The 17,098-nt window shown below is 38.1% G+C and carries 11 protein-coding genes, 1 tRNA gene and 1 pseudogene; 7 read left to right on the top strand and 6 right to left on the bottom strand.

The features are described from left to right. The first annotated feature begins 153 nt into the window (after window positions 1–153). Window positions 154–1,467, top strand: coding sequence for an adenylosuccinate synthase (locus R0J88_RS12290; RefSeq protein ID WP_008128387.1), 1,314 nt, complete (start codon window positions 154–156; stop codon window positions 1,465–1,467). A gap of 111 nt (window positions 1,468–1,578) precedes the next feature. Next, window positions 1,579–2,217 (top strand): tetratricopeptide repeat protein, encoded by a 639-nt coding sequence (locus R0J88_RS12285; RefSeq protein WP_008128241.1) that lies wholly within the window; start codon window positions 1,579–1,581, stop codon window positions 2,215–2,217. Window positions 2,218–2,317: 100 nt separating this feature from the next. On the opposite strand, the gene R0J88_RS12280 is transcribed toward R0J88_RS12285, so the two are convergent. Beyond that, window positions 2,318–4,159: a cation:proton antiporter gene (locus tag R0J88_RS12280; protein WP_008128242.1), complete on the bottom strand. Its 1,842-nt coding sequence runs from the start codon at window positions 4,157–4,159 to the stop codon at window positions 2,318–2,320. Between the two features lie 831 nt (window positions 4,160–4,990). Between R0J88_RS12280 and proB the strand changes: the two genes are divergently transcribed. After that, window positions 4,991–6,097 carry a glutamate 5-kinase gene (gene proB / locus R0J88_RS12275; RefSeq protein WP_006791232.1) on the top strand — a complete coding sequence of 369 codons (1,107 nt, stop codon included), beginning with the start codon at window positions 4,991–4,993 and terminating at the stop codon, window positions 6,095–6,097. Next, the gene (locus R0J88_RS12270) at window positions 6,094–7,341 is read left to right on the top strand and encodes a glutamate-5-semialdehyde dehydrogenase (RefSeq protein ID WP_008128245.1); all 1,248 of its coding nucleotides are present in this window, start codon (window positions 6,094–6,096) and stop codon (window positions 7,339–7,341) included. The genes proB and R0J88_RS12270 overlap by 4 nt, the downstream gene beginning before the upstream one ends. A 57-nt stretch (window positions 7,342–7,398) precedes the next feature. On the opposite strand, the gene R0J88_RS12265 is transcribed toward R0J88_RS12270, so the two are convergent. The 4 genes from R0J88_RS12265 to R0J88_RS12250 form a co-directional block, all read right to left on the bottom strand. Further along, window positions 7,399–9,606 (bottom strand): EAL domain-containing protein, encoded by a 2,208-nt coding sequence (locus tag R0J88_RS12265; protein ID WP_410900051.1) that lies wholly within the window; start codon window positions 9,604–9,606, stop codon window positions 7,399–7,401. A gap of 46 nt (window positions 9,607–9,652) precedes the next feature. Next, complete coding sequence (locus tag R0J88_RS12260; protein ID WP_410900050.1) at window positions 9,653–12,517, bottom strand: ATP-binding protein; 2,865 nt, start codon at window positions 12,515–12,517, stop codon at window positions 9,653–9,655. Continuing rightward, a complete protein-coding gene (locus R0J88_RS12255) occupies window positions 12,517–13,779 on the bottom strand; it encodes a PotD/PotF family extracellular solute-binding protein (RefSeq protein WP_010556683.1) in 1,263 nt (420 codons plus the stop codon). Before R0J88_RS12255 ends, R0J88_RS12260 begins: the two co-directional genes overlap by 1 nt. Window positions 13,780–13,930: 151 nt before the next feature. Further along, window positions 13,931–14,006, bottom strand: a tRNA-Ala gene (locus R0J88_RS12250). Between the two features lie 166 nt (window positions 14,007–14,172). On the opposite strand from R0J88_RS12250, the gene R0J88_RS12245 reads away from it, so the two are divergent. Together R0J88_RS12245 and R0J88_RS12240 are read left to right on the top strand one after the other, a co-directional pair. Next, window positions 14,173–14,568, top strand: a complete 396-nt coding sequence (locus tag R0J88_RS12245; RefSeq protein ID WP_410900049.1) for a hypothetical protein — start codon at window positions 14,173–14,175, stop codon at window positions 14,566–14,568. Window positions 14,569–14,570: 2 nt separating this feature from the next. After that, the gene (locus tag R0J88_RS12240) at window positions 14,571–15,071 is read left to right on the top strand and encodes a prolyl-tRNA synthetase associated domain-containing protein (RefSeq protein WP_008128252.1); all 501 of its coding nucleotides are present in this window, start codon (window positions 14,571–14,573) and stop codon (window positions 15,069–15,071) included. Here R0J88_RS12240 and R0J88_RS12235 read toward each other — a convergent pair. Beyond that, window positions 15,038–16,187, bottom strand: a pseudogene (locus R0J88_RS12235) (MFS transporter). The gene R0J88_RS12240 and the pseudogene R0J88_RS12235 overlap by 34 nt on opposite strands. 196 nt (window positions 16,188–16,383) lie before the next feature. Between R0J88_RS12235 and R0J88_RS12230 the strand changes: the two are divergent. Next, window positions 16,384–16,923 carry a DUF2058 domain-containing protein gene (locus R0J88_RS12230; RefSeq protein WP_006791224.1) on the top strand — a complete coding sequence of 180 codons (540 nt, stop codon included), beginning with the start codon at window positions 16,384–16,386 and terminating at the stop codon, window positions 16,921–16,923. Window positions 16,924–17,098: the final 175 nt, after the last annotated feature.

The raw sequence follows: 17,098 nt of genomic DNA, 5'->3' as shown, positions 1-17,098 counted from the left end.
CAACCTACAACTTTAAATCACTGTTATATATGTGGTTATTTACTCATATTTTAATTTAATAATTCTTCGCAGAAAAAATAAGCTGAACAGGGGTGATCTTTACTTGGGTTTTCTGGTAAAATCTCGTCCTAATTTTCTCTAAGTGAATTTACAATGGGTAAAAACGTTGTTGTATTAGGCACCCAATGGGGTGACGAAGGTAAGGGTAAGGTAGTTGACCTCCTTACGGACAAAGCATCTTTAGTAGTTCGTTATCAAGGTGGCCACAATGCAGGTCATACTTTAGTTATCGAAGGTAAAAAGACGGTTCTACACCTTATTCCATCGGGTGTATTACGTGACAATGTTAAATGTGTGATTGGTAATGGTGTTGTTTTATCACCAGAAGCGCTAATGAAAGAAATTGGCATGCTTGAAGAGCGTGGCGTACCAGTACGCGAACGTCTTTTAATAAGTGAAGCATGTCCGCTAATTTTGCCTTTCCATGTTGCATTAGATGTAGCCCGCGAAACAGCTCGTGGCGACAAGCCAATTGGCACAACTGGCCGTGGCATTGGTCCTGCGTACGAAGATAAAGTAGCACGTCGCGGTTTACGCGTAGGTGACTTATTTAATCCTGAATTATTTGCAGCTAAACTAAAAGAAGTTCTTGAGTACCATAACTTCACGCTAGTTAACTACTACAAAGTAGACGCTGTAGATTTCCAAAAAACGTTTGATGATGCGATGGCTGTTGCAGATATCTTAAAAGCAATGGTTGTAGATGTAACTGAGCTTTTAGACCAAACACGTTTAGCAGGTGAGCACATTTTATTTGAAGGTGCGCAAGGTACATTACTTGATATTGATCACGGTACTTATCCTTATGTAACTTCGTCAAACACGACCGCTGGTGGCGTTGCAACTGGTGCTGGTTTTGGTCCACTAAACCTTGACTACGTGTTAGGTATTATCAAAGCGTACACAACACGTGTTGGTTCAGGCCCTTTCCCTACAGAGCTTTACGATGGCCTTGATAAGCAAGACCCAGTTGGTAAGCACTTAGGTGACAAAGGTCATGAGTTTGGTGCTACAACAGGTCGTCTTCGTCGTACTGGTTGGTTAGATGCAGTGGCAATGCGCCGTGCAGTTCAAATCAACAGTATTTCAGGTTTTTGTTTAACTAAGCTTGATGTTTTAGATGGCTTAGAAACATTGAAAATCTGTACTGGCTACCAGCTTGAAGATGGCACTGTTACAAACGTAACACCATTAGCTGCTGAAGGTTACGAGAAAGTAACACCAGTATATGAAGAGATGCCGGGTTGGTCTGAAAATACCGTGGGTGTAACTTCACTTGAAGGCTTACCAAAAGCTGCAATTGATTACATCAAGCGTATTGAAGAAATCACTGGTGTTCCAATTGATATTATTTCTACAGGTCCAGACCGTGTAGAAACAATGGTACTTCGCAATCCATTTGCTTAATTACCATAAATATAAAAAAAGCTGCTAAATGCAGCTTTTTTTGTGTCTAAAATTCACCTTGGAACGATCTTTGTATATTATTTAGTAAGATAATTTTTGTACGTGGTGAACATGCGCCTATTTTTAAAAAGTTCGTTATTAGCTGTGCCCTTAGTGTCAGTGTCTTTATTTATATCTTCCAATACGTTAGCAGATGAATCACCTGCTGCAGTACCGCTATACACTGAATCAGAGCTTATCGCGTTAATAAATAAAAATGTGCATTTGCAGCGTGTAAAGGCAGATGATTGCCAGCTAGTTCAAGATATTGAAGCGCGAGCCAATAAAATGGCATTGCCATCCTATCAATTTTTATATGGCGATATGCTTGCTTATAATGTGTGTGTTGAGCGAAATGTAGAGCTAGGCGTGTATTATATGAGAAAGTCTGCTGAGCAAGGCTTAGCGGCAGCGCTTGAGCAGTTAGGTCGCTATTACGATACCGGAAGGCTAGTTCAACAAGATAAAGCCATGGCTATTACGTATTTACGTGAAGCTTCTGCACAAGGTAACTTAAAAGCGCAGTTACGTTTAGTGAAGTTGTTCAATGATGGCTACGGTAGCCCACGGGATTTTGAAGATGCATATCGTTGGTTGTTTAATGCAATGGTAGCAGATAAAGCAACGCATAAAAAAATTGAAAACGCCCTAACTAAGCTTGCGCAAAAAATGCCTGATAGTGTCGTAGAGCGCGCTCGGTTACCTATGTAATACTAATCAAGAATAAACTTTAACTAAGCGAGTTGCTGTAAATTTAGAAAAAAGCCCTAATAAAATTAGGGCTTTTTTGTGAGCGTTATTTTAATTAACTTTATTCTTTGTCTTTAAGTTGTGGGTCTTTTAATAACGACATTTTTGGGGGGTGCAGTGCCACAATACGCTCACCTTCTTGAGGTGGTTTGTCCATATTAAGTGTGAATGGTGTTACTTTAGCTGGTGTATCGTCATCGTTGTCTTTATCTCCTTTGAGAATAAATAAAGGGATAGCCTCAGGGTTCATTTCTAAGTATTGCTCCCAGCTAAACTCATCTGAAATACGTGTAGCACTTACTTTTCCGCCTTTAGCAATGACACTGCTTAAGCGAGCGTACGAACCTTCATCCCCAAATAATATTTGACGCGATAAAAAGGTCGCACTGTCTTTATTAGCTTTAGCGTGTGTTGTTGATGAGCGTAGCGAAAACACGTTTTTTTCATTGAGTAAATGTGAAAAATACTGCACACCTAATGCATTGTGATGCCTGTTTGGTGAAAGCGCTAAAACACTTCGGATAGTTGTAAGCGGTAAGTATCGTTCAGCATGCTCTGATTGCGGATTACCATAATAGCAAGGCAAGCCATCCATACGTGCCATTTTGCAGTTTTCCCAAGCAGGATCTGAAAGGTGGACAGGAATATTTTGCTCTTTTAAACCTCGCCCTATTGCACGTGACACATGGTTAGCCCCAATAATTAAAATAGTATTAGGTGATGGTTGACGTACACCTAGTAACTTTGCCACGGGGATTGCGGTTAAGCTTTGTAGTACAACAGTTATAATAATAACTGTAAAAATAAGTGGAACCATTTTTTCTGCATCAGCCACACCCGCTTCCATCATACTAAGTGCAAACACTGAACCAACAGCGGCTGCTACAATACCCCTTGGCGCAATCCAGGCGAGTACTAAGCGAGATTTAATTGGTAAGTCGGTACCAAAGGTAGAGATAGCAATGCATAAAGGGCGGGCTACAAATAACACAATCGCTAAAAATATAAATACATCACTATCTAACATCATTAAGTCGGAAAGCTGTAAACGGGCTGCGAGTAAAATGAAAAGCGTTGATATAAGAATCATCGACAAGTCTTCTTTAAATTCTAAAACAGAGTCTATTTCTAGGTCATCTTGATTCGCAAGCCAAATACCAAATACCGTTACTGCCAGTAAGCCTGACTCATGGCTTAAGTAGTTTGATACAGAAAAACTAATTAATACCAGCGCTAAAATACCAAACTTATGTAATTCAAATGGCAACCATTCTCGGCGCATTAATTGAGTTGTAACCCAGCCTGCTGCTACCCCTATTGTTAGACCAACTCCAACAGTTTTAACTAAAGCAACAATAGTATGGCTTAGTACCTCGCCTTGGCCTACTAACATTACTGCTTCAAATACCAGTACAGCAAACAATGCCCCGATAGGGTCAATAACAATCCCTTCCCAGCGTAGAATGCGGTCTATGTCTTGTGTGGGGCGCATGGAGTTTAGTAAAGGCGCTATTACTGTCGGGCCTGTTACCACAAGCACTGCGCCGAGCACAGCAGCAACCCGCCAATTGAGCTCAAGTAACCAATAGGCACTTAAACTAATTACAACACAGGTTGCAATCATACCAATGGAGCATAGGTTTCTGACTACTTTACCAATTCCCTTTAACTCCCTAAAGTGAAGGGTAAGGGCGCCTTCAAATAAAATAACAGCCACACTTAATGATACGACAGGGAAGAGTAAGTCGCCTAAAAGTGCATCAGGGTCTAAAACACCACTAAATGGCCCAAGTAACAGGCCAGTGAGCAATAAAAAAAGAATAGCGGGTACTCTAAATGCCCACGCTACCCATTGGGCAAGCACTGAGCAGAGTGCGATACCGGCTATGTAAATTGCTGACATAGATTAAGAATTCCTTATTATGATTTTATTTAAAGTATAACGATTTTAGTTGTTATTAAAGGGGTATACACGGGAAAATCAACTATTACTATTTAATTTTAGCCGCTAACAAAATATTAGTACGTATTAATTATGGTTAGCGTTGCTAAATATTTTATAAATTATCAATAACACCTTCTATCTTCATGATTTGAAAGTAAAAAAGTTTGTTACTAAACGCTTTTCAATGTGGTCGTTTGAATTTTAGCCTTGATCTTACGACCTAATTTAGCGTATTATACTTCGAGTTCGAATAATTAGGTATCTAATTAAATTACCTGGGAAATAAATTCGTCGTTAATGTTACGGTCATATTTGCTAGGTATAATCGTTATTTAGAAGCTAGTTCAGTATTTGAACGTCTAAAATATAATTTATTTGATTACTTGATTCGGTTTATCTCAAGCATTTAAAGTTTGAGTTGAATTGATATCTTCCAATGTTTAACCCCCATCGTGGCGGTTAAATCTCGGTCCTTTAGTCTTCACCCTATCTGTTGGTGTACCAGACTTTAGAGGCTCTATGTATGTTGTTAATAAAAAAGTCACCAAGGCTTTTTACAGCGATGCATAAACAACACTTTTTAAACTTTCTTATAGGCATTACTTTCATTGCAAGGTATCTGCTTTTTATATCTGAGCTTAAATTTAAAGCCTTGCTTTTAGATTTTGGCTTTCTTGTGTGTGTTTAAAAGTGTTGCCAAAAAACACAAATTCGAAGCTACATATATTGGTAGCTATTTAGTTTAGCTCATTAACACTGAGCACAGATAAAATGGAAAGTAGAAGACTTATGCAAAAGTTAAATTGGCGACGCATTGTTTTAAAAGTAGGTAGCGCACTTATTGCTCCAGATCAAGACGGTTGTCGTTCTCGTTACATACTTACTATCGCACAGTTTATTGTTCGTTGTCGTGCTCGCGGCATTGAGGTCATTTTAGTTTCATCAGGTTCTGTTGCGGCAGGTTCGCATCTATTTCCATCAGATCAACCCCGTTCAGTTGTATTAAAAAAAGCAATGGCCGCCGCTGGTCAAACTGAAATGATTGCTATGTGGGACCGCTTTTTTGATTTTCCATCTGCCCAGCTTTTGCTAACTCATGGTGATTTGCGCGACCGAGAGCGTTATCAAAGTATTCGTGAAACCGTGTTTACATTATTAGAGCATGGTGTTTTACCTATCATTAATGAAAATGATGCGGTAACTACTGATGACCTTAAAGTAGGTGATAACGATAATTTATCAGCAATGGTTGCAGCAGCCGCTGATGCAGACGCTTTACTGATTTTTTCAGACGTAGATGGCTTATACGATAAAAACCCAAATCTTCATGACGATGCTGTTTTATTACCTGAAATAAAATCAATTGATGATTCTATTTACGCCATGGCAGGATGTGCTACTAGCGCGGTAGGTACTGGCGGTATGAAAACTAAAATAGAAGCGGCAGAAAAAGCAACATCACACGGAATCGCAACATATATAATTAATGGTTTTAAAGAAGAGACATTTAATCGTTTATTAGAGGGTGACAACCCTGGAACAATATTTTTACCATACGAAAAACCAATGCAAGATTCGGTGCATTGGATGACACACACTGCGAATGAGCAAGGTGAAGTTGTGGTAGATGGAACATTTGATGAATCAATCGAAGGTGAAACAGGCATAATTCGCGGCGATGAAATTGTTGAAGTACATGGTGAGTTTGCAATTGGCGACACCATACTCGTTAGAAGTGAAGATGGTACGCGATTAGCTAAAGCGACCGCAAATTACAGTAGTTGTTTGTTGAATTTCATTGCAGACAACGAACAAAGTGAATTTAGTGAAAAAATGCAGGATTCTATTGGACCTGTTATTTCAGAAAAAGATATCGCATTATTGGAGAAGTCATGAGTTTAATTACGGATATTTCGCGTCAGGCAGCTAAAGCTGCAAATACACTTGCTTTACTCGACACCGAGACAAAAAACCAAGTGTTAACAGAAATGGCTGCGGCATTAAGAGAGCAAAAAGCATTTATAATTCAAGAAAACGAAAGTGATTTAAGCGCTGCGCGCGACAACAATTTGCCTGCGGCAATGGTTGATCGTCTAACTCTGAACGATGAGCGCATAGAATCGATGGCTGAAGGGATAGAAGTTATAGTAAGCCTTGATGATCCAGTGGGTCAGCTTCGTGAAATCACCGAACGACCTAATGGTATTAAAATTCGTAAAATGCGCGTACCACTTGGTGTTGTTTGTATGATTTATGAAGCACGCCCTAATGTGACCGCAGACGCTGGTGCTTTGTGTTTTAAATCCGGTAATGGCGTTATTTTACGCGGTGGTAAAGAGGCGCTTAAAAGCTCACAAGCGATTGCCAGTGTAATGCACAGTGTACTTGAAAAGCACAACTTACCCGTTTCATTAATCTCGGTTATTCCAGATCCCGATCGTGCACTTCTTATGGAGTTGATGCAGCAACGTGATAGCATCGATTTAATCATTCCTCGCGGCGGTGAAGGGTTGATTAACTTTGTTACCGAGAACAGTACCATTCCTGTTATTCAGCATTACAAAGGTGTATGTCATTTGTATGTCGATAAAGACGCAGACCTAGAGGTTGCGATTAATTTATTACTTAATGGTAAAACACAACGAACGGGTGTATGTAATGCACTTGAAGGTTTGGTTGTACACGAAGATATCGCAGATGAGTTCCTAAATTTATGTGCGGTAGTACTTCGTCAAGAAGGTGTAAAGATCAATGCTGATAGCTTTGCTGCCAAATACTTCGATAATGCAACTGTTTTAGCTGATGATGAGTTTGGTGAAGAATACCTAGACTTAGAAATCGCGATACGCGTAGTACCTACATTTTCAGCCGCTGTTGAGCATATTGCTCAATTTGGCTCAAATCACACAGAAGTGATTTGTACTAAAAACCAAGCCGCAGCTGAGTTATTTCAACGTAGTGTAGATGCGTCAGTTGTGATGGTGAATGCATCGTCTCGTTTTTCTGATGGTTCACAGTTAGGATTGGGTGCAGAGATTGGCATTGCTACATCTAAGCTTCATGCGTATGGCCCTATGGGGCTTGAATCACTCACAACAGAAAAATATTTAGTGAATGGCGAAGGCCAAGTTCGCGAATAAATTTTATATTAATTTTACAAAAGCCGAGCATAGCTCGGCTTTTTATTTTTGATAAAATCACTTTAATTTAGCTAGCCAATCGTTTACTAGCTCAGGTTTATGCAAGTGATAACCCTGTAGTATCACCTCCGGGTATTCCTGTAGTAAATCGAAGTGTGATTGGTTTTCGACACCCTCTGCAACAACGTCTAATTCAAATAAACGTCCCAAACTCACAATCATATCTATTATTAGTTTATCATTTTTATTTGTTGGCGCTTCGAGCACAAAAGAACGGTCTATTTTAAGCTCTTGAATTGGTAATTGCTTTAAATATGTGAGGCTTGAATAGCCAGTTCCAAAATCATCAATTGATACTTTAACACCCAACTTTTTGAGGTTATGCACAGCTTCAATAGCAGAGTCCATATTATTTAGTAGCGTACCTTCAATAATTTCTATAGTGAGTTGCGACGCAATAACATTATTAATTGTTAGCTGTTCAACTAAAAAGGCTAAAAAGCGTGGCTCATGGAAATGTCGACCACTTATGTTTATTGATAAACTTAAGTGAGGGTGTGTTTGATTAATCTTAGCTAATGTTTTTAAGGCATTTTCACATACCCAGCAATCTAAGTCATAAATAACGTCAGACTCTTCAGCAATAGAAATAAACTCACTGGGGCTAATAAAGCCTTTCGTTGTGTGTTTCCAACGAAGTAAAACCTCAGCTCCTTTTAAAATTTGATTACTATCATATTGGGACTGTAAATGAAGTAATAACTCGTTATAAGCGATTGCTTTACGTAGGTCTTGCTCAATTTCAAAACGTCTTTTTGCTTGTTCACCAAATGAGGTGTCAAAAAATGTTACTCGGTTACCCCCTTTCTCTTTTGCTTTATAGCAGGCAGCTTCACAGTTTCTGATAGTCTCAATAGCGCTTTCCCATTGCCCATGTTGTGGGAATATATACATACCAATACTTACTGTTAGGCTAACCTCTTGCAAATCAACAAAAAAAGGTAGTCTTACGGATGTAAGAATTTCTTGTGCTTTTTTCTCTGCAATAATTTGAGCTCTTGCTCTGCCAATGCCTTTATCTAGGACTGACAACGTTGCAAAGGCATCGCTTCCCAAGCGAGCAATAATATCACTATTATCAGTATTTTCATGGATACGCTTAGTTAGTTCTTTTAGGACATGGTCACCGGCTAGCAGGCCCATTCCATCATTAAACGAGTGAAACCCATCTACATCGATAATAAAAATATAGGCAAAATTTTTGTCAGTGGAACAGCTTTGTAATTGCTGCTCTAACTGCTTTAAGAAGCTGTTACGATTAGGTAGTGCGGTTAATTCGTCATGCCAAGTTAAGTAATCTATTCGCTCCTGAGTCACTTTTAGGCTTGATATATCGCTAAACACACCGATGTAGTGATCGTTGGTATCGTGTTCATTTTTTACAAGGCTTAACGTTAGCAATTCAGGGTATAACTCACCACTTTTGCGTCGGGTAACTAACTCACCACTCCAGTAGCCGGCTTCACTTGCGTGTTGCCATACTTGTTCAAAGTTTATATTTGGCTGGTTATTTTGTTTGATATCGTGAATATGCATATTCAACGAATCAGCTTCATCGTAACCCGTGATGCGGCAAAAAGAAGGATTAACCGCGATTATTTTGCCTGTACTGTTAGTTATCACAACACCGTCAGCTGTACTCGTTAGTGCGTGAAAAAAGAGTTGATGTTTAGATGATAACTGCTTTAATTCTTTTTCTCTAACATCGAGCTCCATCGCTAAAGATTCTATTTCAAGCAGCTTTTCATGTAGGTCAAAGTTTTTCTCTATTAATCGGTCTAGCATACCTTGTGCTGTTATATGTGTACGAATACGAGCTCTTACCAAGGCTAATTTATAAGGCTTGTGAATATAGTCTATGGCGCCCATAGCAAAGCCTTTTTCTTCTGACTCTTCTTCTGTCAGTGCGGTAACAAATATAATGGGGATCCCTTTGGTGCTTGGTTTGCCCTTTAAAATATTACACACTTCATAACCATTCATTCCCGGCATCATTATGTCGAGTAAAATTAGATCTGGGCGGGTAGACTCAATAAACGTTAGTGCTTGCTCTCCACTTGTCGATATTCGAACATCGTAGTCGGTTGAAAGTCCTTCTACCAAAACATGTAAGTTACTTGGTTCGTCATCAACAATTAGAATTAAAGGTTTTTGTCGCAGCGCTTTTTGTTCACTTTTATTTGTGGTTGAATAAGTTAAATGCACTATTAATCCTTTTTACATAGTATTTAAGCTCTGTATCGCTCAATCATTAATGCTTTGTGTCTGCTTTATATGTTTCAATAATCGAAATTACAGACGGATAGTCGAAATTATTAATCGCCTCTATTAATTTAGATAAACCGTGTTCAGTATCATAACTATTCGCTTCTAAATGCCTTTTTAGGTCGTTTGGGATAGGACGAGACGCTAATGCTAGTGAGTGAATCTCATTTATCACTACCAGCTCATCTTCAATATTATATTGTTTCGGCTCTATTTTTTCCAAATTGAGTGTCGCTAATAATTCTTTAATAGAAAAAAGCGTTGCTGCCAAATTTTCTTTTAATAAATCTATATTAAGCGATTTTTTCTCAATGATTGCTTTTTCAGTCTCTAATGCACATTTTTGCAGCTTTTCTAGCCCTAATGTACCCGCTAACCCCTTCAGTGTATGCACCGTTCGCTTTAAAGTAGCAACATCATTATTGTTTATTAATAAATCAGTCTTCGCTGAAAAGTTATTATTATCATTTATGAATCGAGTAAGCAATGTCATGAGTAAGGTTTCATTGTTATCAACGTTTTGCTTTGCTTTTACTAAATTTATTGTTTGCAAATTATCTCTACTTTTTAGGTTTTTATCTAAGCTTTCGTAAAGCGCGTCAAATACAATGGGTTTAACCAAAAAGTCATCCATACCTGCATCAGCGGCTGCTTTTCTATCTCTGGGCTCTACAGCAGCACTTAAAGCAATAATAGGCATATTGTAGCCTTTAGCTCTTAGTTGTTTAGTGGCTTCAAGGCCGTCCATATGGGGCATTTGTATATCCATAAATACAATATCAAAATGTTGAGCCGATACTTTATCTATAGCGTCTAGCCCATCGTTTGCAATTGTTGTATTAAGGTCAAATTTACCTAGCATTGCAGAGGTTATTTCTTGGTTAAGTTTGTTATCGTCCACAACAAGTGCTTTAAAATCAGTTAGTTTTGGCAGGTCTACCTTTGCAGGTAAAGGGTTCTTTTTGCTAGCAGTGTTATTAATTAATTGCTGTTCTGCAATGGTGAATGGAAGAGTAAATAAAAACTCACTTCCTTTGCCAAGTTCGCTTTTTACTTGTATGTCACCACCTAATAATTTGGTTAGCTGTTTGCTAATCGTTAGGCCAAGCCCTGTGCCTCCGTACTTTCTTGTTGTACTTGAGTCGCCTTGAGCAAATGATTCAAACACCCTATCAGATTGGGCTTGCGTCATACCAATTCCGGTATCACTAATGCTAAAGCGCAACTGTACTTTGTTTTCTTTTTGAAAAATGACTTCTATGGTTAATGACACCTCACCCTTATCGGTAAACTTAATGGCATTACCAATGCAATTATTAATTATTTGATTTAGCTGTATAGGATCGCCCAACAGAGTCAGGTGTCTGTCGGCATGCACAACACAATTTAGAGCTAGTCCTTTTTGTTGTGCATTAATCGAAAATAAATCTTCAACGTTAGATACGATCGTGTCGAGTGTAAAAGGAATTTTCTCAAGTTTGAGGTTATCAGAATCGAGTTTTGAAAAGTCTAAAATATTGTTTAAAACTTGCAGCAGGCTCTGCGCACTAGAAAATGCTTTTTTAGCATATTGTTCCTGCTTTACTGGCATATTGCTTGTTTGTAGCAGCTGAAGCATACCCAATATGCCGTTCATTGGTGTGCGAAGTTCATGGCTCATATTTGCCACAAAGTCGATTTTTGTTTTATTAGCCTTGTTTGTTTCCTCTATTGCTTGAGTAAGCTCTGTATTCATGGCTTCCATTTTTACATTTAAAGCGCGTGTTTCATCAAGTAATTGCTTCGTTTCCTCACTTTTTAAATAAAGTGTATTAGCCGCTTTTAACACAGATGCAATTTCGCTCAGCTTTGTATGCTTATTTTTTAGTGTAATTGGCTCACCTTCATTCATACTATTAAGTAGCAAGGTAAGCTGTGATAGGGGTTTAATAACAAAAGCAACAATAAAATAACAAAGCAGCAAAATAATAATCAGAATTAGAAAGGTAAATAGGCTGCTTTGCTTGGTTTTTTTCGTTAATTCACTATTAAATTGCGACTTAACCAAATTTAATTTTTCTTCTTCAGCGCTTTTAATTTTATTAGTTAGGTATAAAAGTTCGTTTTCGATCCCTGTCAGCACAACATTCACAGAGTAGGTGTAACTACGTGTTAGCAGTATTAGTTGGTTATGTGTTTTTTTAAGATTAATTGTTTTATCAAGCAAAGAGTCATTAATAGCTGACATACGGTTAATTTTTGTGTGCAAAAACGCTAGATTTTGCTTCACATTTTGAGCTTCATCAAAATTAGGTTTATAAAGGTAGCTGACAGCTGCATGCTTAAGGTTACTAATAGTTAGTAAAATATCATTGTAGAGAATTTTTTTATCTTCATTTGATAGTGACTCAAGTGCCATTACCTTTTTTTGTAGCTCTTCAATGGGCTGTTTAAATCCAGATGAGTATATTTGCTCGCGCTTTTGTCTGTTAATAACTACTTTTTCAAATGTTGTTTCATAGTTTTTTAGGTGCTCGCTGAGGCGAGTAAGCATATTTTTATATTCAGGGGTTTTGTCTAGCGTGTTTAATGTTAATTGCCCTAAATGAATATTGGCTTGGTCTAAATATGTTTTAAACTTTGCAATATTATTTTTATTAGCGTCATCAATAAATGCAACGGCATGGCTTTGTAAGGCCATTACATCTCTTTCTAGTTTTACTACAGCCTCACTTTGGCTAATTGCATTGTTTTGAATGTTTTGTAAGCTGGTTAACGATTTTTGTAAGTGATTAAATAAATAGCTTTGTATAAAAAGCAGTCCAGCTAATACAGCTAAGGTCGCAATTATTTTTGACTTAATAGAGCGCATTATCGACTTATCAACTCATACCACTTTTGTAAACTGTAGTCGTATGTTGGCATAACGGTATTCCATACTGCAACATTACTGAAGCGTTTAGTGTAACTTCCACCATTTCTTTGTTCGCCTTTTCTAACCGCAATATTACCATTTGTTTCTAGTAAATCAGTGTTTGCGATTTTGCCGTCATACCAATAGTCCCATTCATTCTGTGAAAGTAATGGTTTAGAACGCTGCGGATTGCTTATGTAATAACCTTGGCGAGCAATAAACGCACCTGGCCAGCCAGATAACCACCAATTCATATAATCGTAAGAAGCATCTTTTACACTATCATGCGTTTGTGACGACAAGCACATTACGCCATGCCAGCCTCTGTAACCTTCTTTAGGAGCAGCAAAACGCACATTTATGCCTTGGCCATTTAGCGCAGATACTGCAGGAGAAAACATGCTTTCAATATGAACGCGTTCATCTTTCATATACTGAACAGATTCAGGCACTGAGTTCCAATAACCGCTAAAGTGGCCTTGGCGTTTGAGCTCAAGTAGTACCTTAAATAAGTTATCCAATTCAATACGAGTCATTGCCCCTATATTGTTAATTTTCACAAGCCCTTTAGCTTTAGCAGCAAGCGCTAAGTCAAATAAACCAATAGTAGGCGCATTTACAATACCTACTTTTCCTCTGTGTTGCTCATCAAGTAACCATCCCCAACTTTCAGTTTCATAGGCAATTCCGGGTTTAATAAATTTAGTGTTATAACCAAAGGAGTCTACATTGTGCACGTAGGGTAAAAAGCTTATTAAGTCGCTTTCTTGCTCACTGAGTGTGCCATCGGGTTGTACGTTTAATATTTTAAAGGGAGCGTCACCTGCACCAATATTGGCATCTTCTGATAACTTTCCTGTTTTTGTAAGGCTATTTATTTCGTTAAAATAAGTAAGGCGTTTTTTTTCTATGGGTTGTATTGAGCCTGCATTCCACAACACATTAATACTGTTTGACCACTGCTCGTATAAATCAAATGAGCTGGGGTCCATTGAGGCTCTTTGCAAAACAGCGGCACTACCAGCGGGCGTAAATTCAATATTAATGCCTAAATCACTCATGGCTTGCTTACGAATTGCGTCCTGTAAGGTTACATGTGTGCCAAGCACTCTTATTGTGACCTTGTTACGAGCAAAAACATAAGGAACATGCGTTATAGCGCCTGCAGTTAAGCCTATAGCTGCAAGCTTTTTAAGTGTTGAGCGTTTTGGAGAGTCCATGATTTACCTAAGGCATTAATAGATATACAAGTATGTATAGCTAATAATTGATAAAGACTCAAGATAATAGAGATAAATGAAAAACAAAATAAAATGAATGAATTAGGGTGTTTTTGAAGTAAAGAATATATTTGAGAAAGGAGTAGGAAAGTGGTGGAGCTAAGCAGGATCGAACTGCTGACCTCCTGCGTGCAAGGCAGGCGCTCTCCCAGCTGAGCTATAGCCCCACATTCCTAGTTTATGCATAACATAAACGCTTGGCTGCTGAGTTCCAAGCGGGACGAACTTTAAGTTTTTTTATAAATTTGGTCAAGTATTTTTTCGCTAATTTTCACAGTTTAGATGAATTTTTGATAGACTCGGCTTAATTACTCTTTAAAACGACAGAAAATAATGAAAAAAAGCGTTTTGGTACTGATGGTTATACTTTCGGGTTGTGCATCAAATGAAGAGCCGCCTTTTGAAATAAACAACAAACAGTTTTTTGAAAAACAAGATGAGCAAGGAAATAATGTATTTGCTTATGTTGTATCAGTTAAAGCTAAGCACCGTGAGAACTTTAATCTCGATCGTGGACGTAATAACAGACCTTCTCGCAGTGAAGTTAAGGAATATATTGAGCAAGAACACTTTGAAGAGTCGAGTGTGTTAAAACTAAAACTAGAAGATCGGGCCGTTGAATTATTAAAGCAAGAGCTTACAACGCGTGAATACTGCGCTAATAATCATGTAATAACAGACGTTCTGTGGCGAGATCTAAGCGTGCAATTAAGAGGGCGTTGTTTGTAACTATGTTAGCGGACAAAACAAAATTAGAGGCGTGTTTAGCGCATTTAAATATTAATTACGATGTTATCGAACACCCACCTTTACATACTAGCTTAGCAGCGGATGAATTACTGCTTGAACGCCCAGGTACCCGTTTAAAAAATTTATTTTTGCGTGATAACGAAGGTAAACGTCACTTTTTAGTAATTACAGCTCACAATAAGCAGTTGGACCTAAAAGCGCTCTCTAAACAGCAAGGTTTGTCGCGTTTAGGGTTCGCTTCAAGCGAACGTTTAGCAACCTATTTAAAAGTTGCACCAGGATGTGTATCAATGCTTGCGCTACTAAACGATAAACAAAATGCGGTAACAGTATGGTTAGATCAAGATATTTGGTTTGGTGAGTTATTTCACTGCCACCCCTTTGAAAATACGCTGACATGGATTTTGAGTAAATCAGACTTAGAAACCTTTTTTAAGCATACGGGTCATCAACCGCGTGTCATGTTTTTACCGTCAAGATAAGCCCAGGTAATAAGAAAAAAGCCACACAAACAAACAACAAGTAAGGTAAACATAAATGCTGTTTGTCCGTACTGTTGATAAACTAAACCCGGTAATAGCGAGCCACAAGCCCCGCCACTGTAATAAAACGAGACATACCCTCCGTCTGTCACGCTTGGTGGTGCTTTACTTATTTGATTGACCAGTGGAGCTGCGGTTGAATGAATAATAAACATAGCCGCACAAAATAGCGTGAATGCAGTTAAAAATACGCTTAGCTGATGGCTTATTAGCGCAACAATACTAAAGCTATAAAAAATGAAAGTCGCCGCTAATACGTGCCAAGCTGAAGGTGCTTTTTTCAGTAACCAAGGCGTCGCAATAGATGCCAAAGCACCAATTAAATAGCCGCTATAAACTAATCCGATATTACGAGTGTTGGTAATTAAAAATGTTTTTTGCAGTATAAAAGGCAAATAATTAAGTAAAGCAGCAAAACAAAAAAACATACAAAACACAGCGCTGTAAACTTTTAAGACAGGACCTTTCTTAAGTTGTTTGATGTAATCTAGAGGTGATTTTGAAGCATGGGTGCTCATGTTATTGAATCTATAGGGCTTTATTAATATGGCTAAAAAAACAAGCATAAAAGCAATTAAGTAATAAAAGCTTTGCCAATGCCATAAGTCACTAAACAGTGCAGCAAGTACTCTTCCAAAGTAACCACCTGCAATACTGCTGCCTATATAAAGTGTCATATTTTTTTGAAGTGTATCAGCGCTAAAGCTTATCCCTATGAAACTGGTCATGGCGGTTAATGCTGCGGGAAGAGTAAGGCCTTGTAAAAACCTTACTAACAGCAAGAGCTCAAAACTAGGCACCCAAATAAATAGTAAGCAGCTAAGGCTCAGTACTATCATTGCAATGCGAAGTATTTTTTAAAGGATTCTGTTTAGCTAAAAACAAGCCGTATACTAATGGTGCAATAGCGAGTGGCAGCATAGTTGCCGTCATAAGGCTACCAGCAACGGCAGGCGATACATTATATTCACTCGCAAATAAGTTCAGTAACGGTTGAGGTGCATAAAGCACAAAAAATATAACAATGGAGCAAGCAAGTAGATGAATTAAGCGCATTATTTGGCTTATGAGTTAGCTAGTTGGCTACTTTATTGTATTGAAAGATAACTATAATTGATAATTAAAAGTACGATTATTGTTTTATATCATGCTTAGTATGAAGGAGTTTGTTAGATTAATACCAATAGCACTGTCATTTGAACGCGTTGATGATTAAAATGAGCGTAATATTAGTTTTTACTGGAACAATGCCATGGGTTCATTACAAGACCAATTGCTTCAAGCAGGATTAACAACATCGCATAAAGCTAAAGTTGCTAAATCAGAAAAACGTAAGCAACAAAAAAAACAAAAAAAGGGGGCGACAAGTAACCCTAGTGATCTGCAAAAGCATATTCAACAAACTAAACTTGAGCAGCAGAAAAAAGCAGAAGAGCTTAACCAAGTTCGCCAAGTTAGCCTTAAACAGCGTGAGCAAGAAGCGCGCGTTAAACAAATTTTAGAGCACAACAACCAAGATGCTATTCGTGGTGAGCGAACCTTTAATTTTACTTACGACAAAAAAGTTAAAAGTATTGAAGTGAATGAAAACACTCAAAAAGCATTGTCGGGTGGTCGTTTAGCAATTTGTGTCCTAGAAGGGCAGTTTTATGTATTAGAAGACGAACCCGCTCGCAAGGTGGCTGAAGTTGACGAAAAATACATTGTTTTTCATGTTGAAGCTGAAAATAAACCAAAAGATGAAGACGATCCGTACGCAGATTTTGAAGTGCCAGACGATTTAGTATGGTAACAATCAGTTAAGCGTCTGCTCATATTTATTTGCTAAACTAATTATGAGCATAAAACGAGCTAGCAGTGTAGGATTAAGTTGATCGTCTAGCATCGTTTCTAACGTATGCTTTTTATTTGATTGTTGACTACAATCAATTGAACAGTTTTTTCTAACCGTCAAAAAAGAAGAGTAA

Origin of the sequence: Pseudoalteromonas sp. SIMBA_162 (genome assembly GCF_046535955.1) — a bacterium.
GTDB lineage: Bacteria > Pseudomonadota > Gammaproteobacteria > Enterobacterales > Alteromonadaceae > Pseudoalteromonas > Pseudoalteromonas marina.
Note: the sequence above shows the minus strand (reverse complement) of the source record. Positions and strands in the feature narration are given on the sequence as shown.

Bases quoted from the DNA above. Each gene is read 5' to 3' on its own strand.
- R0J88_RS12290 (WP_008128387.1), top strand. From the start codon at position 154: ATGGGTAAAAACGTTGTTGTATTAGGCACCCAATGGGGTGACGAAGGT.
- R0J88_RS12285 (WP_008128241.1), top strand. From the start codon at position 1,579: ATGCGCCTATTTTTAAAAAGTTCGTTATTAGCTGTGCCCTTAGTGTCA.
- R0J88_RS12280 (WP_008128242.1), bottom strand. From the start codon at position 4,159: ATGTCAGCAATTTACATAGCCGGTATCGCACTCTGCTCAGTGCTTGCC.
- proB (WP_006791232.1), top strand. From the start codon at position 4,991: ATGCAAAAGTTAAATTGGCGACGCATTGTTTTAAAAGTAGGTAGCGCA.
- R0J88_RS12270 (WP_008128245.1), top strand. From the start codon at position 6,094: ATGAGTTTAATTACGGATATTTCGCGTCAGGCAGCTAAAGCTGCAAAT.
- R0J88_RS12260 (WP_410900050.1), bottom strand. From the start codon at position 12,517: ATGCGCTCTATTAAGTCAAAAATAATTGCGACCTTAGCTGTATTAGCT.
- R0J88_RS12255 (WP_010556683.1), bottom strand. From the start codon at position 13,779: ATGGACTCTCCAAAACGCTCAACACTTAAAAAGCTTGCAGCTATAGGC.
- R0J88_RS12245 (WP_410900049.1), top strand. From the start codon at position 14,173: ATGAAAAAAAGCGTTTTGGTACTGATGGTTATACTTTCGGGTTGTGCA.
- R0J88_RS12240 (WP_008128252.1), top strand. From the start codon at position 14,571: ATGTTAGCGGACAAAACAAAATTAGAGGCGTGTTTAGCGCATTTAAAT.
- R0J88_RS12230 (WP_006791224.1), top strand. From the start codon at position 16,384: ATGGGTTCATTACAAGACCAATTGCTTCAAGCAGGATTAACAACATCG.